17 protein-coding genes are annotated in these 20561 nt (G+C 64.3%); 10 read left to right on the top strand and 7 right to left on the bottom strand.

Annotated features, from left to right (window positions below):
- Positions 1–254: 254 nt before the first annotated feature.
- From WFP44_RS03340 to tpiA, 3 genes are all read right to left on the bottom strand, one after another.
- Positions 255–1895 carry a CTP synthase gene (locus WFP44_RS03340; RefSeq protein ID WP_336924934.1) on the bottom strand — a complete coding sequence of 547 codons (1641 nt, stop codon included), beginning with the start codon at positions 1893–1895 and terminating at the stop codon, positions 255–257.
- Positions 1896–2028: 133 nt separating this feature from the next.
- Positions 2029–2412 (bottom strand): preprotein translocase subunit SecG, encoded by a 384-nt coding sequence (gene secG, locus WFP44_RS03335; RefSeq protein WP_336924933.1) that lies wholly within the window; start codon positions 2410–2412, stop codon positions 2029–2031.
- 88 nt (positions 2413–2500) lie between these two features.
- The gene (gene tpiA, locus WFP44_RS03330; protein WP_336924932.1) at positions 2501–3262 is read right to left on the bottom strand and encodes a triose-phosphate isomerase; all 762 of its coding nucleotides are present in this window, start codon (positions 3260–3262) and stop codon (positions 2501–2503) included.
- Positions 3263–3511: 249 nt separating this feature from the next.
- Between tpiA and WFP44_RS03325 the strand changes: the two genes are divergently transcribed.
- The 8 genes from WFP44_RS03325 to lexA all read left to right on the top strand — a co-directional run bounded on the left by WFP44_RS03325 (position 3512) and on the right by lexA (position 11925).
- Complete coding sequence (locus WFP44_RS03325) at positions 3512–5443, top strand: peptidylprolyl isomerase (RefSeq protein WP_336924931.1); 1932 nt, start codon at positions 3512–3514, stop codon at positions 5441–5443.
- Between the two features lie 29 nt (positions 5444–5472).
- On the top strand, positions 5473–7002 hold the full coding sequence (trpE, locus tag WFP44_RS03320) for an anthranilate synthase component I (RefSeq protein ID WP_377922583.1): 1530 nt from the start codon (positions 5473–5475) through the stop codon (positions 7000–7002).
- A gap of 62 nt (positions 7003–7064) precedes the next feature.
- A complete protein-coding gene (locus WFP44_RS03315; RefSeq protein ID WP_336924930.1) occupies positions 7065–7667 on the top strand; it encodes an anthranilate synthase component II in 603 nt (200 codons plus the stop codon).
- The gene (trpD, locus tag WFP44_RS03310; protein ID WP_336924929.1) at positions 7664–8629 is read left to right on the top strand and encodes an anthranilate phosphoribosyltransferase; all 966 of its coding nucleotides are present in this window, start codon (positions 7664–7666) and stop codon (positions 8627–8629) included. Before WFP44_RS03315 ends, trpD begins: the two co-directional genes overlap by 4 nt.
- 8 nt (positions 8630–8637) lie before the next feature.
- Positions 8638–9426, top strand: a complete 789-nt coding sequence (gene trpC, locus WFP44_RS03305; protein WP_336924928.1) for an indole-3-glycerol phosphate synthase TrpC — start codon at positions 8638–8640, stop codon at positions 9424–9426.
- Positions 9427–9481: 55 nt separating this feature from the next.
- Positions 9482–9952: a cyclic pyranopterin monophosphate synthase MoaC gene (gene moaC, locus WFP44_RS03300; protein WP_336924927.1), complete on the top strand. Its 471-nt coding sequence runs from the start codon at positions 9482–9484 to the stop codon at positions 9950–9952.
- The gene (locus tag WFP44_RS03295) at positions 9949–11157 is read left to right on the top strand and encodes a molybdopterin molybdotransferase MoeA (protein ID WP_336924926.1); all 1209 of its coding nucleotides are present in this window, start codon (positions 9949–9951) and stop codon (positions 11155–11157) included. Before moaC ends, WFP44_RS03295 begins: the two co-directional genes overlap by 4 nt.
- Positions 11158–11229: 72 nt before the next feature.
- The gene (gene lexA / locus WFP44_RS03290; RefSeq protein ID WP_336924925.1) at positions 11230–11925 is read left to right on the top strand and encodes a transcriptional repressor LexA; all 696 of its coding nucleotides are present in this window, start codon (positions 11230–11232) and stop codon (positions 11923–11925) included.
- A 33-nt stretch (positions 11926–11958) separates the two neighbouring features.
- Here lexA and WFP44_RS03285 read toward each other — a convergent pair whose 3' ends face one another.
- A complete protein-coding gene (locus tag WFP44_RS03285; protein WP_336924924.1) occupies positions 11959–14130 on the bottom strand; it encodes a ComEC/Rec2 family competence protein in 2172 nt (723 codons plus the stop codon).
- 28 nt (positions 14131–14158) lie between these two features.
- Between WFP44_RS03285 and gltX the strand changes: the two genes are divergently transcribed.
- Positions 14159–15592, top strand: coding sequence for a glutamate--tRNA ligase (gltX, locus tag WFP44_RS03280; RefSeq protein WP_336924923.1), 1434 nt, complete (start codon positions 14159–14161; stop codon positions 15590–15592).
- A gap of 51 nt (positions 15593–15643) precedes the next feature.
- On the top strand, positions 15644–16930 hold the full coding sequence (locus tag WFP44_RS03275; protein WP_336924922.1) for a citrate synthase: 1287 nt from the start codon (positions 15644–15646) through the stop codon (positions 16928–16930).
- Positions 16931–16940: 10 nt separating this feature from the next.
- Here the strand turns inward: WFP44_RS03275 and WFP44_RS03270 are convergent, their stop codons facing one another.
- The 3 genes from WFP44_RS03270 to WFP44_RS03260 are packed head-to-tail and all read right to left on the bottom strand — an operon-like array spanning position 16941 to position 20541.
- Positions 16941–18335 (bottom strand): sensor histidine kinase, encoded by a 1395-nt coding sequence (locus WFP44_RS03270; protein ID WP_336924921.1) that lies wholly within the window; start codon positions 18333–18335, stop codon positions 16941–16943.
- Positions 18332–19294 (bottom strand): hypothetical protein, encoded by a 963-nt coding sequence (locus WFP44_RS03265; RefSeq protein ID WP_336924920.1) that lies wholly within the window; start codon positions 19292–19294, stop codon positions 18332–18334. The genes WFP44_RS03270 and WFP44_RS03265 overlap by 4 nt, the downstream gene beginning before the upstream one ends.
- A 35-nt stretch (positions 19295–19329) precedes the next feature.
- Complete coding sequence (locus WFP44_RS03260; protein ID WP_336924919.1) at positions 19330–20541, bottom strand: hypothetical protein; 1212 nt, start codon at positions 20539–20541, stop codon at positions 19330–19332.
- Positions 20542–20561: the final 20 nt, after the last annotated feature.

Raw genomic sequence — 20561 nt, 5'->3', positions numbered from 1 at the left:
CGTTGAACAGCACCGCCCCTCGGCGCAAAGCGCCGACCTGTCGACTTGACACTCACCGGGTCGCAGAAGGGAGTGCCGGGCCAACAAGATTGTGCCGGCAGCGCGCGAACGCTGCCGCCTCGCCGCGAATGCAAGGCCATCGCCCTGCCCGCGCCTGAATGTCATGTTCCACCCCGTCTCCCGCGGCCGATTCTGGCCCCCGGAACGCCCCAAGGCAAGGGAAATATCCTATGAAATTATCGCCAGCTTAACCATCACACCAGGCGGGACTGCTTCACCGCCGCGGCGATGAAACCAGCGAACAGCGGATGCGGATCGAACGGCTTGCTTTTCAATTCCGGATGGAATTGCACACCCACGAACCACGGGTGATCGGGCCGCTCAACAATTTCGGGCAAAAGCCCGTCGGGTGACATTCCCGAGAACACCAGCCCGCCCTTTTCCAGCGGCTCCTTATAGGCGGAGTTCACTTCGTAGCGGTGGCGATGGCGTTCGGAAATCTGCCTTGCGCCGCCATAAATCTGCGAGACATGGCTGTTGCCGGTCAGCACGGCATCATAGGCACCAAGGCGCATTGTGCCGCCCAGATCGGTGTTCGCAGAGCGCTGCTGGAGGCCTTCCTTGCTCATCCATTCGGTGATGATGCCCACCACCGGCTCCTTGGTTTCACCAAATTCGGTAGAAGAGGCATCGGCAATTCCGGCGGTGTTGCGCGCCCCTTCGATACAGGCCATCTGCATCCCCAGACAAATTCCGAAGAACGGCACGCCGCGTTCGCGCGCGAAGCGGACCGCGGCAATCTTGCCCTCCGACCCGCGCTCGCCAAAGCCGCCGGGCACGAGGATGCCGTGCATGGGTTCGAGGTGGGCGGCGATATCGCTGTCGGGCAGTTCGAAAATCTCGGCATCGATCCAGCGTATGCGCACCTTCACCCGGTTTGCCATTCCGCCATGGATCAGCGCTTCGTTGAGCGATTTATAGGCGTCGAGCAGGCCGACATATTTGCCCACAACGCCAATCGTCACTTCGCCTTCGGGGTTTTCGTAGCGATCAACGATGTCGGCCCAGACCGACATATCGGGTTCGCGCGATGCTTCCAGCATCCCGAAATGGCGCAGCACCTCGGCATCCAGCCCTTCGCGGTGATATTGCAGCGGCACGGCGTAGATGCTGGAGGCATCAAGCGCCTGAATCACCGCCTCCTTGCGAACATTGCAGAACAGCGCGATTTTCGCGCGCTCGTTCTCCGGCAGCGGATGTTCGCAGCGGCACAGCAGCAGATTGGGCTGCACGCCCAGGCTGGTCAGTTCGCGCACCGAATGCTGGGTGGGCTTGGTCTTCAGTTCGCCCGCCGCGCTGATATAGGGAACCAGCGTCACATGAACGAGACAGGTCTGGTCAATCGGCAATTCGTTGCGCAGCTGGCGGATAGCCTCGATAAAGGGCAGGCTTTCGATGTCACCCACCGTGCCGCCGATTTCGCACAGTATGAAATCGTGATCTTCCTGATCGGCCAGCGCGAACTGCTTGATCGCATCGGTCACATGGGGAATCACCTGCACCGTTGCGCCAAGATAATCCCCGCGCCGTTCGCGCGTGATGATGTCCCGGTAGACGCGGCCCGACGTTATGTTGTCGCTTTGACGCGCGGAAACGCCCGTAAAACGCTCGTAATGCCCCAGATCAAGGTCGGTCTCTGCCCCGTCATCGGTGACATAGACCTCGCCATGCTGATACGGGCTCATCGTGCCCGGATCGACATTGAGATAGGGATCGAATTTCCGGATGCGGACCTTGTAGCCACGCGCCTGCAAGAGAGCGGCAAGGCTTGCCGCCATCAGTCCCTTGCCAAGCGATGAGACCACGCCGCCGGTGATGAATATGTACCGCGCCATGGGAATGAAGCCGTAGGGTTCAAATCGGATTCGTGGCAAGCCGCGAATTGCCGATATTCACGATTGTTATTTCCGCCCGCCCGGCAAGCGGGACAAAACGGGGCCGAATTGCGATGCCGAGGTGCGCGCGGGCTTATTCCGCCACGCCGGAAAGCGGATCGGTATTGGCCGGCGCGGCTTCGCCTGCCGGGGTTGCATCGCCTGCTGGCTCCAGCCCTTCGATCGGTGCCGCCGCAGGGGCAACGGTGCGCTGCAGACTGTCGTCAATCTCGCGGCCGGAGGTTGCGTTGATGGCGACCGCAGCCAGCGCAATGGAGAGGCCGACAAACAGCACCGCCAGCCACTTGGTCGTGCGGGTGAGGAAATCCGCCGCACCGCGCGCCGACATCAGGCCGCCGGGGCTGCCGCCGCCGCCAATGCCAAGCCCTCCCCCTTCCGAGCGCTGCATCAGCACCACCACGACCAGCGCAAAGGCCACAATGGCCTGCACCACAGTGAGGAAAAGAAAAAGGCTCATGAAAAGGGTTCCGGCAAAATGATGCGTCTATCTAGGGGCGGCAGGCCGCCAGAGCAAGATGGGGCTTTGCAAGCTGGCGTGCGCCGCTTCAGCCTTCCTGCATTTCGGCGGCCACGGCGATGATGCCGAGGAAGCTTTCCGCCGTCAGGCTGGCACCGCCAACCAGCGCCCCGCCCACATCATCAGCGGCCAGCAATTCAGCGGCGTTTTCGGCCTTGACCGATCCGCCATAAAGGATGCGGACCTTGGCGCCAGCTTCGTCGCCATAGAAATCCTTGAGCACCTTGCGAATGGCGCGGTGCATGGCGCTCACATCGTCCGTCGTGGGCGTGCGGCCGGTGCCAATGGCCCAAACGGGTTCGTAGGCGACAGTCACCTTGTCAGCGGCACCATCGGCGGTGGGAAGCGAGCCCTTGAGTTGGCGGGCCACCACGCTTTCGGCCTTGCCGGCGTCGCGCTGCTCTTCGGTTTCGCCCACGCAGACGATCACGGAAAGGCCAACGGCCAGCGCCGATTCGGCCTTGGCCTTTACATCGGCGTCCTTTTCACCGTGATCGGCGCGCCGTTCGGAATGGCCCACGATGACAAAGCCCGCGCCCGCATCTTTCAGCATGGCGGCCGAAATATCGCCCGTATGCGCGCCGCCTTCGGCCGCATGGCAATCCTGCGCGCCAACGCCGATCAGGCCGGCTTCCTTGCGCGTGGCGTGGATCAGCGTGAAAGGCGGCGCCAGCGCCACTTCCACCTTGATCAGGCGTTCTGCCGCGCGATCGATTGCGCGGGCTTCCGACAGCATGGAACGGGTTCCATGCATTTTCCAGTTTCCAACGATATAGGGGCGCACGGCCATCTTGTTACCTTGCAATATCCAACACAGGACTATTCCGTGATCCGCCAGCAGGGACGGCAATGGCCTGCGCGCTAGAGCGCGCTGCCGCGCTTGTCAAAGCCGGTTTTCTGCGCAGGCGGTATGTGCGCATGGCTGTTGCGGGCGCGCCGCAGGGGCGATAAAGCGCGGGGCGCACGGCCCGCCCGCTGTTGTGCCGCAAGCGTTCACAATGCCCCTTTTGCCATACTGCCAGACGAGACCCGCCCCATCATGCTCCAGTTCTTCCGCCGCTTCTTCCAATCGAAGGTAGGCATTGCCGTTACCCTGGGCTTTCTGGCGCTGATCGCGTTTGCCTTTGCCAGTTCGGACGTGGCGAACACCGGCACGTTCGGCGGTGTTGCCGGGGGAGACCGGGTAGCCGTGGTTGGCGACACGCGGATTGATTCCAGCGATCTGGCACAGCGCACCAGCAATGTGCTTGCCCGCATCCGGCAGCAGAACCCCACGCTGTCCATGGAAGCCTTCATCGCCGAAAACGGTCTGCGCGACACGCTGGACGACCTGATCAACCGCACCGCGATTGCCGAATTTGCGCAGCAGATGGGTTTTCGCGCCGGATCGCGGCTGGTTGACAGCGAAATCGTGGGCATGGCGAATATGCGCGCGCTGGACGGCAGTTTCGATACCGAGGCGTTCCGCACCGCGCTGCGCCAGCAGGGCATCAGCGAAGACACGTTCCGCCGCGACCTCGCCATGGGCCTGCTCGCCCGCCAGATGGTCGGCCCGGCCGAACTGGTGCCGCAGATGCCGCTGAAAATGGCGCAGCGTTATGCCCAGCTTCGGCTGGAGACGCGCAGCGGCCTGATCGCGGCCCTGTCGGCCGAAGCCTTTGCGCCCGCCGGTGACCCCACCGACGCCCAATTGCAGACGTTCTATCGGGCCAACAGCACCGATTACATTCGCCCCGAACGACGCGTCATTCGTTATGCGGTTTTCGGTGAAGAAGCCTTTGGCGCCGCCGCCACCCCGACCGAGGCCCAGATTGCGGAGCGTTTCGAACGGGACAGCGCGCTCTATGCGGCAAGCGAAACGCGCAGCTTCACGCAGCTGATTGCCCCCACACAGGCCGCCGCACAGGCGATTGTGGATGAAGTGCGCGGCGGAACCAGTCTGGAAGCATCGGCGCGCAGCAAGGGCCTGGGCACGACCCGCGTGGGCCCGGTTTCCCGCGCCGATTTTGCCGCGCAAACCAGCAATGCCGTGGCAGACGCGGCCTTTGCCGCCGCCAATCGCACCATCACCGCGCCGGCGCAGGGCGGTCTGGGCTGGTATGTGCTGCGCGTCGACAGCATCGAACGGCGTGCCGCCCGCACACTCCCCCAGGTGCGCGGCGAAATTGCCGAGCAGCTTGCCTCCGAATTGCGCCAGATCGCACTCGGCGATGGAACCGCGCGGATCGAGCAGGAGTTTTCCGAAGGCCGCAGCCTTGCCGAAGTGGCGCAGGAACTGGGCGTGGAACTTTCCACCACGCGCCCGGTGACGGCCGCAGGACAAGTCTATGGCACGATGGAATCGGCACCTGCCGCGCTTGCCCCCGTCCTGTCCACCGCTTTCGAGATGGAGCGCGGCAATCCGCAACTTGCCGAGGCCGTGCCGGGCACAAGCTTCATCATTTTCGATGTGGCGGACATCACGCCCTCTGCCGTAGCCCCGCTTGCCGAAATCCGCCCGCGCGTCATCGCCGACTGGAAGCGCAGTGAAGGTATGCGGCTCGCAGGTGGCGCGGTGCAGCGCATCCTGACGCGGGTGGAGGGCGGCACTACGCTCGCTGCCGCGCTTCAGGCCGAACGCGTCAACATCCCCGCGCCGCAGACGCTGCGTTTCAGCCGTCAGGAGGTGGAACGTTCCGGCCAGGTCGGCCGCCCGGTTGCGCTGTTCTTCTCGATGGCGGAAGGCACCACCAAGGGTCTGGAAGCACCCGAAGCCGGTGCCTGGTTCATCGTGCAGCTGAACGACATCAGCGCGCCCGACGTGGAAACCGACAACCCGATCGTGCGCGAAACGGCGCTGCAATTGCTGCCCTTCCAGCCCCGCGAACTGGCCGATCAGTTCATCGCCGCCATTCGCGCAGTGGTGAAGGTGGAAATCAACGAACCGGCGGTCGAAGCCGTCGCGTCGCAATTGACCGGCCGCGGAAACTGAGGAGCGGTCCGCTGAACGCACCTCAAACCCTGTCCGCCGCGCGCCCCGAAAATGCCGCCAATGCCCGTGCCGCGCTGGCCGCTGGCCGCCACGCGCTGATCTGGCGCAAGCTGGTGGCCGACACCGAAACACCGGTGGGCGCAGCGCTCAAGCTGATCGAGCCGGGGCGCGGCGATTTCCTGCTGGAATCGGTGGAAGGCGGCGAAGTGCGCGGGCGTTATTCGCTGCTGGGCCTTGATCCCGATCTGATGTTTCGTGCCACAGGCGCACAATGCGAACTGAACCGGCAATGGCAGCACGAGCGGGATGCCTTTACCCCCCTGCCGGGTGACAGCCTGTCCGAACTTCGCGCGCTGGTGCAATCGTGCCGCATCGAAGTCCCGGCAGAGCTGCCCTCGGCGCTCGCCTGCATCGTGGGCTATTTCGGGTACGAGACCATCGGCCTTGTCGAAAAGCTTCCGCGTGCGCCGCAAAGCGCGCTTGCCTTGCCCGATATGCTGTTTGCCCGGCCAACCCTGGTGCTGGTGTTCGACCGGCTCACCGACAGCCTGTTCTGTATTGCTCCGCTGTGGGCAGATGGCAACGACCCTGATCGCGCGATCGATCTGGCGGGCGAGCGGATTGACGAGGCGCTGCGCAAGCTGGGCCGTGCCGCACCGCATACGCCCCGCGTGCAGGATCTGCCGGAAATGGCGCTGAACGCGGTGCTCGACCCGGCCGATTACGAAACCATGGTGCTGAAAGCCAAGGATTACATCACCGCGGGCGATATCTTCCAGGTGGTGCTGGCGCAGCGTTTTACCTGCCCCTTCCCGCTTCCGCCCTTTGCGCTTTACCGGGCCTTGAGGCGGGTGAACCCCTCGCCTTTCCTCTATTTTCTCGATCTGCCAGGCTTTGCCGTGGTCGGCTCCAGCCCCGAAATTCTGGTGCGCGTACGCCCTGATGCACATGGCGAAGCCGAAGTGACCATTCGGCCCATCGCCGGCACGCGCCCGCGCGGCAAGACACCTGAGGAAGATGCGGCGAACGAGGCAAGCCTGCTGGCCGATCCCAAGGAATGTGCCGAACATCTGATGCTGCTCGATCTGGGCCGCAATGATGTGGGCCGCGTGGCATCGGCGGGCAGCGTCAAAGTGACCGCCAGCTACACCATCGAACGTTACAGCCATGTCATGCACATCGTCAGCAATGTCGTGGGCAAGCTGGCGCCGGGAAAGGACGCGCTGGACGCGCTGTTCGCAGGCTTTCCGGCAGGCACGGTTTCGGGCGCGCCCAAGGTGCGCGCCTGCCAGATCATTGCCGAACTGGAGCCCGAGACGCGCGGGCCTTACGCAGGCGGCGTGGGCTATTTCGCGCCCGATGGTTCGGTGGACAGCTGCATCGTTTTGCGTACCGCCGTGGTGAAGGACGGGGTTATGCACGTGCAGGCAGGCGGCGGGATCGTGGCGGACAGCGATCCTGCCTATGAAGCGGCCGAATGCCGTCACAAGGCCAGCGCCCTGGTAGCGGCCGCGCGCGAAGCGGCGCGCGTGGCAGCCGAGCCGGAGTTCGGGCAGTGACCACGAATACCGCCATCAATACCCTTGCGGCTCACCCCGCTTCGGGCCGATAGGGCGCAGCCATGATCCTCGTCATCGACAATTACGACAGCTTCACCTTCAACCTGGTCCATTACGTGATGGAATTGGGGGCAGAGGTGCAGGTGGTGCGCAACGATGCGCTGAGTGTGGCCGAAGCCCTGGCGCTGAAGCCTGCGGGCGTGCTGCTCTCACCTGGTCCCTGCACCCCGAATGAGGCGGGGATCAGCCTGCCGTTGGTAGGTGCCTGTGCCGATGCCGGTCTGCCGCTGCTTGGCGTGTGCCTTGGGCACCAGTCGATCGGCCAGCATTTTGGCGGCAAAGTGGTGCGCGGCGGGCTGATGCACGGCAAAACCTCTCTCGTCACCCACGACGGCACCGGAGTATTTGCCGGCCTGCCCAGCCCTTACACCGCCACGCGCTATCACTCGCTGATCGTGGAGGACATTCCCGATTGCCTTCTGGTCAACGCGACCAGCGAAACGCCGGGGATTGATGGCACGGCAGTGATGGGCTTCCGTCACCGGGATCTGCCGATTCACGGCGTGCAATTCCACCCTGAAAGCATTGCGACCGAACACGGCCATGCCCTGCTTGCCAATTTCTTGGCGTTGTGCGGGATCGAACCGAAAGCCATCGCGGCATGAGCCTGTCCTTTGCCGAGGCAGAGGCGCTGTTCGGGCGGATGCTCGACGGTAAGATGGCCGATGCCGATATCCGCGAATTGCTGACAGATATGGCTGAACGGGGCGAAACGGCGGAAGAAATTGCCGGCGCGGCCAGCGCCATGCGCGCCCGGATGAAGCGCATCGTCGCCCCGGCCAACGCCATAGACGTCTGCGGCACCGGCGGCGACGGGCAGCACAGCCTCAACATCTCCACCGCTGTCGCGCTGGTGGTGGCGGCTTGCGGCGTGCCCGTGGCCAAGCACGGCAACCGCGCGGCCAGTTCCAAGGCGGGCGCAGCGGATACGCTGGAGGCGCTGGGACTCAACCTGTCGCGTGTGGGCGAAGTGGCGGAACAGACGCTGCCTGATATTGGCATCGCCTTCCTGTTTGCGCAGGCGTATCATCCCGCGCTGAAATGGGTGATGCCCATCCGGCGGGTGATTGGTCGGCGCACGATTTTCAACCTGCTTGGGCCCATTGCCAATCCGGCAGGCGTATCGCGCCAGCTGATCGGCATCGCCAACCCTGCCTATGTACCGATCTACCGCGATGCCATGCAATTGCTTGGCATGGACAAGGTCATGATTGTCGCCGGTATGGAAGGGCTGGATGAGCTTTCCATTGCCGGGCCAAGCCGGGTTGCGACCCTTGGCATTGATGGGATTTCCGACACCGTTTCGCCGGAGGATGCCGGCCTTGCCCGCCACAAGCTCGACGCCATTCGCGGCGGCGATGCAGCCTTTAACGCGGCCGCCTTGCGCCGTCTGCTGGATGGCGAGGAAGGCGCATACCGCGATGCCGTGCTGCTGAACGCGGCGGGCGCGCTGATTGTGGCGGGCGAGGCAGCGGGCTGGCGCGAAGGCGTGGAAGAAGCCGCGGAAGCCATCGACAAGGGGCTTGCCAAGGCGCTGCTCGATTGCTGGATCGCCGCGTGCAGGTGACCGGAACCATGACCAACAAGCTCATCGAAATCTGCGACACCAAGCGCGGCGAGGTGGCGCAGCGCAAGGCGCTCGCCTCGCTTGCCGATCTGGATGCCGCCGCCGCCAGCCAATCCGCACCACGTGGGTTCGAGGCGGCGCTGCGCGCCAAGGCGGTAGAAGAATTCGCGCTGATTGCTGAGATCAAGAAGGCGAGTCCTTCCAAGGGCCTGATCCGGGCGGATTTCGCGCCCGCCGACCATGCCCGCGCCTATCAGGCGGGAGGTGCAGCCTGCCTCTCGGTGCTCACCGACGCGCCCTATTTCCAGGGCCATGAGGATTATCTGATTGCCGCCCGCGCGGCGTGCGACCTGCCGGTGCTGCGCAAGGATTTCATGGTTGATCCCTGGCAGGTTGCCGAAGCCCGCGCGATCGGGGCCGATGCCATCCTGATCATCGTTGCCGCGCTGGACGAAGGCGTCATGGCCGAGATCGAGGCCGCCGCGATCGAGCGCGGTATGGATGTGCTGGTGGAAGTGCATGACGAGGCTGAGATGGAACGCGCCGCGCGCCTGCGCTCACGCCTGATCGGGGTCAACAACCGCGATCTGCGTTCCTTTGTGACCGATCTGGGCACCACTGAACGGCTGGCCCCGCTCGCGCCAGAAGGGACACTCCTGGTGGGAGAAAGCGGGATCAACAGCCATGCGGATTGCCTGCGCCTTGCCGCCGCCGGGGTGCGCACCTTCCTGGTGGGGGAAAGCCTGATGCGCCAGGGCGATGTCGCCGCCGCCACTCGGGCGCTGCTCAACGGCTGACGCTGAAACCAGCAGGCATCTGTGCAAGGCCCGCTCAATCTGGCATGGCCCCGCCATGACGAAACTCACCCATCTCGACGATAGCGGCGCCGCGCGCATGGTGGATGTCGGCGGAAAATCCGCAACCGTCCGCAGCGCCACCGCTGCCGGCTTCATCCGCATGGCGCCGGCAACGCTCGCCGCGGTGCGCGAGGGTTCCGGCCCCAAGGGCGATGTGCTGGCCGCCGCGCGTATCGCCGGGATCATGGCTGCCAAAAGAACGGGCGAACTCATTCCACTCTGCCATCCGCTTGCGCTGGATTCGGTCGCGGTTGATTTCACTTTCGAGGCCGAGGGGATCGCCGTATCCGCCCGCGCCTCCCTCACCGGGAAGACCGGCGTTGAGATGGAGGCGCTTACTGCCGCAGCGATGGCTTTGCTGACGATCTATGACATGGCCAAGGCGTTGGAAAAGGGCATGGTGATCGAGAATGTGCGCCTGATCGAAAAGACGGGCGGCAAAAGCGGGGACTGGCGCGCAGCATGAGCAAGGCGGGCAGCTTGCTAGACTGGCAATTGGCGCAAGACCGGCTGCTTGCCGCGATCGCTCCCGCCGGCACCGAGCAGGTGCCGACCCAAAGCGCAAGCGGGCGTATTCTGGCCCAGGCCGTTATTGCCCGGCGCAACCAGCCTGCGGCCGATCTGTCCGCAATGGATGGCTATGCCGTCGGCGCCGGCGATCCAACAGGCCCCTGGCAACTCGTGGGCGAAAGCGCGGCGGGGCATCCATTTGCCGGCGATCTGACGGCCGGCCGGGCCGTGCGCATCTCCACTGGCGCGCTCGTTCCCGTCGGGGCGAATGCGATACTGCTGCAAGAGAATGCGCGCATTGATGGAAGTCAGCTCAGCACAATCACCGGCAGCAAGGCCGAGGCAAAGCATATCCGCCGCGCTGGTTTCGATTTCGCTGCGGGCGATACGCTGCTGGATGCAGGCACCCCGCTTTCCCCGGCTGCTCTCGCGCTCGCCCTGATGGGCGGGCATGGCGCTGTCGAGGTGTTCCGCCGCCCCTCGCTTGCCATAATCGACAGCGGGGACGAACTGGCGAGCGATCCGGCAGCCGCGCTGCCGCACCAGATCCCCTCCAGCAACGGCCCGATGCTCGCCGCGATGGCTGTTCCCTATGTCTGCGCGGTGGAGCGGATCGGCCCGGTCGCCGACAACAAGGCTGCCCTGCTCGCCGCCCTGGAAACTGCCTCCGCCGCTGACGTCATCGTGACCAGCGGCGGTGCATCGGTGGGCGAACACGATCTTGTTCGGCCGGCGCTGGAGGAATGGGGCGCAACAATCGATTTCTGGCGCATTGCGCTGAAACCCGGAAAGCCGCTGATGGTGGCCCGGCGCGGAAAAACGGTCGTCCTGGGACTTCCCGGCAATCCGGTATCGAGCTTCGTTACCGCATGGCTCTTTCTCCTGCCCTTGCTGCGCCGGATCGGCGGCCATCCAGCACCTGCGCCGCAAACCGTCACGCGGCTCGTTGAAGCCGATCTTCCGGCAACCGGCGACAGGGCTGAATTTTTGCGCGGCGTTGCGAAGGCTGACACGGTTCGGACGTTCGATGAACAGGACAGCAGCGCCTTGCGGGTGCTCAGCCAGGCCAATGCGCTCATCTACCGCCCACCCGGCTCGCCCGCCCTGCAAGCGGGATCACCCGTGCAGGTCTTTCTGCTCCAAAATGGCGGTATCGCTTGACTTGAGTTGGACTGTTTCATAATTGTTCCTCGTTCGTTCCCGTATTGGAACGGAAATTCAGGGAACCAGCCCATGCTTACAGCCAAGCAGCGTGAATTGCTCGTTTTCATCCAGAGGAAGCTGGAGGAGACCGGCATTTCTCCCTCGTTTGAGGAAATGAAGGAAGCGCTCGATCTCAAGTCCAAGTCGGGCGTGCACCGGCTGATTTCTGCGCTGGAAGAACGCGGCTTCATCCGCCGACTGGCCAATCGCGCCCGGGCGCTGGAAGTGCTCAAGCAGCCCGACGATGTATCGGCCTCGCGCGCACCGCAGTTGCGGGCTTCTGCCAATGATGCGGTGGGGGGCAATATTGCCGCGCCGCGCGCGGTTCCGTCCGCAGCGTACGATGTGATCGATGTGCCGCTCCACGGCCGGATCGCGGCTGGCGTTCCGATCGAGGCATTGGAGGGGCAGCAATCACTTCCCGTTCCCGCCGCTTTGCTGGGATCGGGCGAACATTACGCGCTGGAAGTGTCTGGCGATTCCATGATCGAGGCGGGCATTCTCGATGGTGATTACGCACTGGTGAAAAAGACGAATACCGCCCGTGATGGCGAAATCGTCGTGGCACTTATCCGCAACGAGGAGGCAACGCTCAAATATCTGCGGCATGAAGGCGGCAAGATCCGGCTTGATCCGGCCAATGGCGCCTATGATCCGCAGATCTATGACGATCACGACGTGCAGGTTCAGGGCAAACTTGCCGGCTTGCTGCGACGCTACCACTGAGGATTTGCGCAGGGGAATGGCTCCAGAGGCAGCTTAACCCCCGCGCCACCAGCCATGTTCGCCCTGCTCTTGGGCCACGCTGCGCAGTGCGGGGCCGGACAGATTGATCGCAAGGCCGCCCGTTTCGGAAAGGCTCCGCCGGTCTGCCTTGATCCAGCGCGGGCGGCAACTTGCCGGCAGCCAGCGATCAGACACAACGATATCCGCCCTCTCGCACGCCGCCGCCAGTGCCCTTTCGGCTACCTGGTTGCGGCTGCGGCTCATCAGAATATGCCAATCGCGGCCTGCGCGCTTCAGCGTCACAACGCAGAAGTCGCCGTTGCATTCAGCGCCCGGCCATTCCGACAGGGGAACCGGTGTGCCCTTTACCCCCGCAAGCTCCATGAAATTTTCGGTGACGTAGGAACTCCGGCTTGGCCGCAGCACCAGCAGCCCGTCATTCTCTCCGGTGATGCCGACATGGCGCCCATCCCCCGAAATCAGGATATCGGGCACGGGGGTCAGCGCCATTAAGGCACTTGCGATCCCCACAGGCAGCAGTCCCGCAAGCCGGGCCTTCCCTTTCCACAGCGCCAGCCACAGGCCACCGATGACAAACAGCGCAAATGTCGCGCGTTCCATTTGTGGCATCAGCTTGACAGCCCCCGGCTGATCGGCGGTGAACCGGGCTATGGCGAGCAGCAGATCCAGCGTCTTGCCCGCAAGCCACCAGACCGGCGCGCCCAGACCGGCAAGATCGAGGAACAGGGCCAGCGCGATCAGCGGCATCGAAACGAAGGTGACCAGCGGAATCGCAACCACATTCGCCAGCGCGCCATACGTGCCGGCCCGATGAAAATGAAACATCACGATCGGCATCAGCGCGATCTCGATCACGATTCCGGTCAGCAGCAGCACCCATGCGCGGCGCGCATATTTGCGCAGCAGGTTTTCCTCGCGCGGGGCAAGAAAGCGGCGCACAGGTGCTGCGCCGTGGAACGCGACGATAGCGATAACTGCGGCGAAGCTCATCTGGAAGCTCGGCCCCACCAGTGATTCCGGCCAGAGCAGGAGGACCATCGCGGCGGCGGCTGCCACAATCCGCAATGACAGGGCCTCGCGCCCCATGGCCAGCGCGCCCAGCACCAACAACGCGGCGATGCAACTGCGCACGGTGGGAACCTCTGCTCCGGTCAGCAGGGTGTAGAATATGCCTGCCCCCGCGCCCACTCCCGCTGCCAGAAGCGGCAAGCGTACACGCAGCACCAGCCACGGCCACAAGGCAAGCAGCCGCAAAGCGAGCAGATAGGCTCCGCCGATCAACGCCGTGACATGGAGGCCGCTGATGGAAAGCAGATGCGTGAGGCCCGAATCGCGCATGGCTTCCTCGTCCGCCTGGCTGATGGCCCCGCGATCCCCGCTGGCAAAGGCGGCGGCGATAGACCCCGCCGGCCCGGCAATCTGCGCCCGCACATGAGCGGCAAGGCGTCGTTTGGCGGCCGCCAGCAGCGGCTCGTTCCGGCTGGCCTCCAACAGCACTGGCGGCGCGGTCACCGAACCTGTCGCCGCCAGCCCGTCAAACCAGGCGGCGCGGGCAAAATTGTATCCGCCGGGGAGCATGGGCGGTGCAGGCGGCATGAGCCGCGCCTGTAGGCGGATAACCGCGCCGGGGAGGAAGGAGGGATCATCCAGCGCAAGTGGAAGGTTCACGCGCACCTTCATTGGTTCGGTCGTCTCGGGATCGCGGATGGCCAACACCAGCCGGGTGCGCCCTTCTGCCGGCTGCTCGATCCGCTGGAGAATCCGGGCATCGAAGCGGCCAAACATGGCCCGCTCGATGGCGGGCGCGCCAACCAGCGCGGATCGCGCCCAGATCGTGCCCACACCCGCGGCAAAGGTCAGCCCCGCCGCCACACAAGCCATTACCAGGCGCCCCCTGTCCTCCCGCCCGCGCCACGCGGCCCATGCGCCAAGACTGAGGATGATCCCCCCGGCCATGGCAGCCAGCCAGCTGGCCGGTCCGGGCAGAACCAGCCACGCAGCTATTCCCCCCGCAAGGATCGCGGCAAGCCATGGCCCGCGGTCAAATCCGGCGTGTTCGAGAAATCCTTCGGCAACGTCGGCCATGCTGGACAAATTGACGCGCGTGAGCCAAGGCGATTGCCGCATTGCAGCATCGCCGGTCTCCTCCCCCATAGGGACCAGTGGCGTCAGGCGTGTTGCCATCAGCGGATAGGACAGGAAACAACAGCTTATGGCAAGTGGCGGCGCGGCGACACAAGGCACGGACATTCAGGCCGCGCGCCCGGTCGTGACTCGCTTTGCGCCCTCGCCCACCGGATATCTGCACATCGGCGGTGCGCGCACGGCACTGTTCAACTGGCTTTTTGCTCGCCATCACGGGGGCAAGTATCTCCTGCGGATTGAAGATACCGACCGCGCCCGATCGACCGAGCCGGCGATTGCGGCGATTTTCGACGGGCTGGATTGGCTGGGCCTTGGCGGGGATGAGGAACCGGTGTTCCAGTTCGCCCGTTCCGCGCGCCATGCCGAGGTCGCGCACCAGCTGCTCGATGCCGGTCATGCCTATCGCTGCTATCTGACGCAGGAGCAGCTGGCCGAGCGGCGGGAGAAGGCGCAGGCCGAACGCCGACCTTTCCGCATCGACAGCGAATGGCGCGATGCCACGCCCGAAAGCTGGCCCGCCGATGCCCCCTATGTCGTGCGCATCAAGGCCCCAAAGTCTGGCGAGACGACGATTACCGATGCCGTGCAGGGCGATGTGACCGTGCAGAATGCCGAGCTGGACGATTTCATCCTGCTGCGTTCCGATGGCACGCCCACCTATATGCTTGCCGTGGTGGTCGACGACCACGACATGGGCGTGACCCATGTGATCCGGGGCGACGATCACCTCAACAACGCCTTCCGGCAGTTGACCATCATCCGCGCAATGGATTGGCCGGAGCCGGTCTATGCCCATATCCCGCTGATCCACGGCAATGACGGGGCCAAGCTGTCCAAGCGGCATGGTGCCTTGGGTGTGGACGCCTATCGCGACGAGCTGGGCATCCTGCCCGAAGCGCTGTTCAATTACCTGCTGCGGCTTGGCTGGGGCCATGGCGACAAGGAAGAGTTCACCCGCGAAGAAGCTGTTGCGCTGTTCGATCTGGCGGGTGTGGGAAAAAGCCCCTCACGTTTTGACATCAAGAAACTGCTCAACATGAACGGCCACTACATCCGCGCTGCGGATAACGCGCGGCTGGCTGAATTGGCCGCCGCCCGCATTGGCCCACAGGCGGATCTGGAATTGCTGGTTCAGGCCATGCCTGTGCTGAAGCTGCGCGCCAAGGACATGAACGAGCTGGCCGACGGTGCCAAGTTCCTGTTCGTGCGCCATCCCATCCCCATCGATCCTGCCGCCGAGGCACTAATGGATGGGGACGCAAGGGCCCGGCTGACCGTGATTGCAAACCGGTTTCAGGCGGAATCGGACTGGACAATCGAGGCGCTGGAGGCCAATCTCAAATCCTATGCCGAGGAGCTGGGGGTCGGACTTGGCAAGCTCGCGCAGCCTTTGCGCGCGGCGCTGACGGGGCAAACGACTTCGCCGGGTATTTTCGACGTATTGGTTCTGCTTGGCCGGGAAGAAAGCCTGGCGCGGATCACCGCGCAGGCGCAAGCGTAATGGGCAGCAAGCCTGACACAAACATATTTCGTGCAGCTTAGGAGACGTGAATTGACGGACAAGAAAGCGCAGCTGACCGTCGGCGGCCAGACCCATGATTTTCCGGTCATGGCAGGCACAACCGGCCCGGATGTGGTGGATATCCGCAAGCTCTATGCCCAGACAGGGCTGTTCACCTATGATCCGGGCTTCACCTCAACGGCGAGCTGCGAAAGCGCGCTGACCTTTATCGATGGCGAGGAAGGCGTGCTGCTGCACCGGGGCTATCCCATCGGACAACTGGCCGAACATTCCAGCTTCATGGAAGTGGCCTATCTGCTGCTTAACGGCGAATTGCCGGACAAGGACACGCTCGCCACATTCGAGACCACGATCACCCGCCACACGATGCTGCACGAGCAGCTGATGACGTTCTACCGCGGTTTCCGACGTGACGCGCACCCGATGGCGATCATGTGCGGCGTGGTGGGCGCATTGTCAGCCTTCTATCACGACAGCACCGACATTTCCGATCCGATGCAGCGCCGGATTGCCAGCCATCGCCTGATCGCCAAGATGCCCACGATCGCGGCCATGGCTTACAAATATTCAGTGGGTCAGCCGTTCCAGTATCCGGACAACAGCCTGTCCTATACCGGCAATTTCCTGAAGATGACCTTTGGCGTGCCGGCCGAACCCTATGAAGTGATCCCGGCCGTGGAACGGGCCATGGACCGGATTTTCATCCTCCATGCCGATCACGAACAGAACGCCTCGACATCCACCGTGCGTCTGGCCGGTTCATCGGGCGCCAATCCGTTTGCCTGCATCGCGGCGGGTATTGCCTGCCTGTGGGGTCCGGCCCATGGCGGCGCGAACGAAGCGGCGCTCAATATGCTGAAGGAAATCGGCACGCCCGACAAGATTCCGCATTACATCGAGCGGGCGAAGGACAAGAACGACCCGTTCCGCCTGATGGGCTTTGGCCACCGCGTCTACAAGAACTATGACCCGCGCGCCACGGTGATGCAGAAGACCGTGCGCGAGGTGTTCGACGCGCTGAAAGTGACCGATCCGCTGTTCGAAACCGCCTTGCGGCTGGAGGAACTGGCGCTGTCGGATGACTACTTCATCGAAAAGAAGCTGTTCCCCAATGTGGACTTCTATTCGGGCATCATCCTGTCGGCCATCGGCTTCCCCACCACCATGTTCACCGCGCTGTTCGCGCTGGCGCGCACCGTGGGCTGGGTGGCGCAGTGGAACGAGATGATTTCCGATCCCGGCCAGAAGATCGGCCGCCCCCGCCAGCTCTACACCGGGCCGACTCAGCGCGATTACATTCCGCTGGACAAGCGCTGAGCCAAAAGGTTCAGCCGGCGGATGCTTCGGTGTCCGCCGGCAAATCCAGAATGAAGCGCGCGCCCTGGCCGGGTGCGCTTTCCACCGTCAAGCTGCCCTGCATCGCATGGGCCAGACGGCGCGAAATATACAGGCCCAGCCCCGATCCGCCGTCGCCGCTGCGGCCCAGACGTTCGAACTTGCGGAACACGCGTTCCTGCTGTTCAGCATCCAGCCCCTCGCCCTGATCGGCCACGATCACCCGTGCGCGGCCGCCCTCGCTTTCCACACGCAGCCACACGCGGGAACCTTCGGGCGCATAGCGGATCGCATTGCCGAGCAGGTTGAGCAGGATTTGCAGGACACGGCGAAACTCGCCAATGGCCGGCGCGCTTTCGTCCTTCTTGGGCGCGTCCACATTTATGCCGCGGTCCCGCGCGCGGACACCAAGGATGCCCGCTGCGCGCCTCGCCACATCGGCAAGATCGATATGGTCGGGTGCGGGGCTGAAATCCTCGTCCTCCACCATGTCGAGCGTGGTCAGGTCGTCGATCAGTGCCAGCAAATGTTCGCCGGCATTGGCGATATCGGCGGCATAGTTTGCATATTCATCCGCCAACGGCCCCGCCATGCGCGTGCGGATCGTCTCCGCATTGGCGATGATGCGCGAGACAGGCTGGCGCAGGACAGGGGCAATATCGCGCCCGATGCCGGGGCCGCGACTGCGCGGCGCTGTGGCCGGAAGTTTAGGCGGCGCAGGGCCACTTTCAGCCAATGGCTGTTCGGGGCACAGCAGCAGATCGAACCCGCCCAATTCTCCGCTCGCCTCGCCAAGGGGCACCAAGGTTGCGCGCCAATCACGTTGTGACCCCGCAAAACGCAAGCGCGCCCCATCCAGCAGGCGCCAATGTACGGGCTGATGGTGGATCGTCCCTTCCAGCTCGACAAAATCGGTCCAGGCCCGCCCCACGCCGGCGGAAAATGCGTGCTCCAATTCCGCTGTATCTGCTGCCATGCCTTGCCCGGCCAAAACCTGCTGGCGCGGCCCAAGACGGGCGGTGAATTCGGCGATCTGTCGGGCTACGGCGAGGTGATGCGTGCGCTCGGTATGCAGTTCGGGCGTGTCAACCGGGCGCGCCTGCCAGCCTGACAGAACGATGCGGCACCCTTGCCCTTGCGCATCAGGCTCCACTTCGGCCCAGGCGCTGATCTGTTCATCGCCATCCCGGGCCACAATCGGCCGGGCAAGACGAAGGCCAAAGCTGCGCGCCTTGCGCACCAGTTCGAGCAGTGCAGGCGTGATGATCGGGCCGGGAATGGTGCCGCCGCTGCGCCGGTGAAGGCTTGCCAGCGGCTCATCCGCTGCGGTCAGGTAATCCTGCGCATCGGTGCGGGCCTCGGCCTTGGGAAGCGTGTTCTGGCTCATGCCGAGTCGGTCTTCGCAAGGCTGGACGATGCCAACAGAGTCGAGGCGTGGTCAGGCGTAATCCAGTCGAGACCTTCGGGCGGTGTCGCATCGGGGTGAAAATACAGGAAATGCTGCTGCACCTTGTCCTGCCCCAGCCCCGCCGCCCGCAGGGACAGGGCAAACCGCGCCATCTGCCCTTCGCCAAAGGTCTGGACAATCAGGCCCCTGTCCTGCGCGGTTGCCATGGCGAGGGCAGTGGTAAACAGCGCCAGCCCCGCGTGATCCACCGCGAGCGCGCGCGGAGCCTTGCGACCAAGACCCATAACCAGGCGCGTCATCAGGCCAAGCCGGCTCTGCGCCTCGTCAAACTGGCGGCGCAAGGCAGCTTCGGCCAGCGCGCCGCTGGGATCGTCTCCCGCCTGGCTGCGCATCGCCAGCACGGCGCAATGGAACAGATCGCCCGGCAGTTCGCCCAGCGGCAATTCCATGCGGCGATGCGCCTGCATGAACCGCGCCTGCGCCGCTACCATGCGCATTGCCAGCGCAGGCACCCCGTCTTCGGGAGAAGCAGCCAGTTCCTGCAGCAAAGGGGACAGCACCGTGTCGAAATTGCTGCGCTGGTGGAGCAATTCGGTCAGCATTGCCTCCAGCGTGAGGCCGTGAAGATGCGCTAGAAGGCGCGTATCATCCATCAGCCGCGCCGCCAGATCGGCTTCCCACGAATCGGGCATTTCGGACGGATCAGAGGCTGCGCCAGCGGTGGCACGGGCATACAGCAACTGCCGCGCCAGATGAAGCACCGCCCCGCGCACGCGGGCCAGCACCTCATCGCTGAACATCGCGGCATCCCGGCAGGTCAAGAGATGGCGCAACACCGGGCGCGCATCGGCCAGCACCGCATCACCGGCCAACAGCCGTTCGCGCAACTGTGCCTCCACATCCTCGATACGCGGGGCCAACGTGATCTCGTCGCTCATCCTACACCGCATAGCCGCTTGTGGTTAAGCCGGAGTTATCCTTCGCGTGCGGGCCTGCTCTTCCGCAACTGGAGGATGTTGAGCGCCAGAAAGCCCAGCGCGGCGATCATGATTCCGGCCTGCGCAGAATGCACCGCGGCGCCCATCGCCACCACCAACGCTGCCAAACCCCGGTCCCGCAGCACCTGTCCCGGTGCACGGGCATCCGGGAGGCCGGCATGAAAGGCCGCCAGCAGGACAATCGGGGCAAAAATCTGCTCGACCGGATCACCGGCGATGGCCAACATCCCCGCCAAAAGGAGTGCGCCGTCAAGCAAGCCGCGCAACCATCGCCATTCCCTTCGACGGGTCGCCAGCGGGCCGAGGCGCGCACCCTGCGATCGGCGCACCATAAAGGCCGCCTCCAGCAACGGGGCGGCCAGCGCGAGCGCCCCGAAGCCGGCCACCGCAAGCGCATCGGCGCACAGCCAGATGCCCAGTGGCAGGAGCAGCAAAGCCGATGCCAGAACTGCCGGAAATGCCCCCCTACGGGCAATCAGAGGCGCACCCGCCCACCTTACCACCTGGCTGGCAATACGCGCTGACAGCGATGATCCTTGTGGGGGGATGGTCTGCCGCGAAAGCCAGTTCTGTTCGGCTGTCCGAACGGCTGCGGCGTCCGCCGGGATGAACCAGCTGCCGTCTTGCATCCGCGCCGGATCGACCGGGTAGGTCGGGATCCCCGCCTGCAAGGCGATGCGCAGCAAGGCCGAGGCCGCCTCCGCATCCTCGGGCAGATCGCGCAGCCGCGCGATCAGTGCACCGGGTATCAGCAAAGCCCCTGCCCAACTGCGCGCAAAATCTATCCGCTCAAATCCCGCATCGACCCCGATATCGGCCGGGAATGTCAGCACGCCTTCCTTTGCCGTCTGGCCGAATCCGTCCCTGCCCAGTGGCCAGGCAGACAGTTCGGGCATCAGGCCAGTCTCAAACACCAGCACCCGCTCACCCGGCATAGCGACCTCTGCCACGGCGTGCGGCCCGCTCAATTCGCGGAAGCGCAGGCCCAGATCTTCGGCAAGATGGCGCAGGGCAATGGCTTGCCTCCCGCCGCGCGCGCCGATCACCCAAACCTCGCGGCAACCCAGCGCTGCCGCACATTCCACCTGCCGCTCCGCTGCGGTGCGATCAAAAACGCGAAGTTCCGTTTCCCCCGGTGCAGGCGCATCGAGAGTCACCAGCACCGCATGGGCACTGGCTTGATCCAAAGGTGGAGCAAGAGGTGGTT

This window comes from Alteraurantiacibacter palmitatis (genome assembly GCF_037154115.1).
GTDB classification, from domain to species: Bacteria; Pseudomonadota; Alphaproteobacteria; order Sphingomonadales; family Sphingomonadaceae; genus Alteraurantiacibacter; species Alteraurantiacibacter palmitatis.
The sequence above is the reverse complement of the archived record's forward strand: the minus strand, read 5'-3'. Positions and strand labels throughout refer to the sequence as shown.

What these genes read in the sequence shown, in the direction of transcription:
- WFP44_RS03340 (WP_336924934.1), bottom strand. Translation starts at nt 1,895, where the DNA reads ATGGCGCGGTACATATTCATCACCGGCGGCGTGGTCTCATCGCTTGGC.
- secG (WP_336924933.1), bottom strand. Translation starts at nt 2,412, where the DNA reads ATGAGCCTTTTTCTTTTCCTCACTGTGGTGCAGGCCATTGTGGCCTTT.
- tpiA (WP_336924932.1), bottom strand. Translation starts at nt 3,262, where the DNA reads ATGGCCGTGCGCCCCTATATCGTTGGAAACTGGAAAATGCATGGAACC.
- WFP44_RS03325 (WP_336924931.1), top strand. Translation starts at nt 3,512, where the DNA reads ATGCTCCAGTTCTTCCGCCGCTTCTTCCAATCGAAGGTAGGCATTGCC.
- WFP44_RS03315 (WP_336924930.1), top strand. Translation starts at nt 7,065, where the DNA reads ATGATCCTCGTCATCGACAATTACGACAGCTTCACCTTCAACCTGGTC.
- trpD (WP_336924929.1), top strand. Translation starts at nt 7,664, where the DNA reads ATGAGCCTGTCCTTTGCCGAGGCAGAGGCGCTGTTCGGGCGGATGCTC.
- trpC (WP_336924928.1), top strand. Translation starts at nt 8,638, where the DNA reads ATGACCAACAAGCTCATCGAAATCTGCGACACCAAGCGCGGCGAGGTG.
- moaC (WP_336924927.1), top strand. Translation starts at nt 9,482, where the DNA reads ATGACGAAACTCACCCATCTCGACGATAGCGGCGCCGCGCGCATGGTG.
- WFP44_RS03295 (WP_336924926.1), top strand. Translation starts at nt 9,949, where the DNA reads ATGAGCAAGGCGGGCAGCTTGCTAGACTGGCAATTGGCGCAAGACCGG.
- lexA (WP_336924925.1), top strand. Translation starts at nt 11,230, where the DNA reads ATGCTTACAGCCAAGCAGCGTGAATTGCTCGTTTTCATCCAGAGGAAG.
- WFP44_RS03285 (WP_336924924.1), bottom strand. Translation starts at nt 14,130, where the DNA reads ATGGCAACACGCCTGACGCCACTGGTCCCTATGGGGGAGGAGACCGGC.
- gltX (WP_336924923.1), top strand. Translation starts at nt 14,159, where the DNA reads ATGGCAAGTGGCGGCGCGGCGACACAAGGCACGGACATTCAGGCCGCG.
- WFP44_RS03270 (WP_336924921.1), bottom strand. Translation starts at nt 18,335, where the DNA reads ATGAGCCAGAACACGCTTCCCAAGGCCGAGGCCCGCACCGATGCGCAG.
- WFP44_RS03265 (WP_336924920.1), bottom strand. Translation starts at nt 19,294, where the DNA reads ATGAGCGACGAGATCACGTTGGCCCCGCGTATCGAGGATGTGGAGGCA.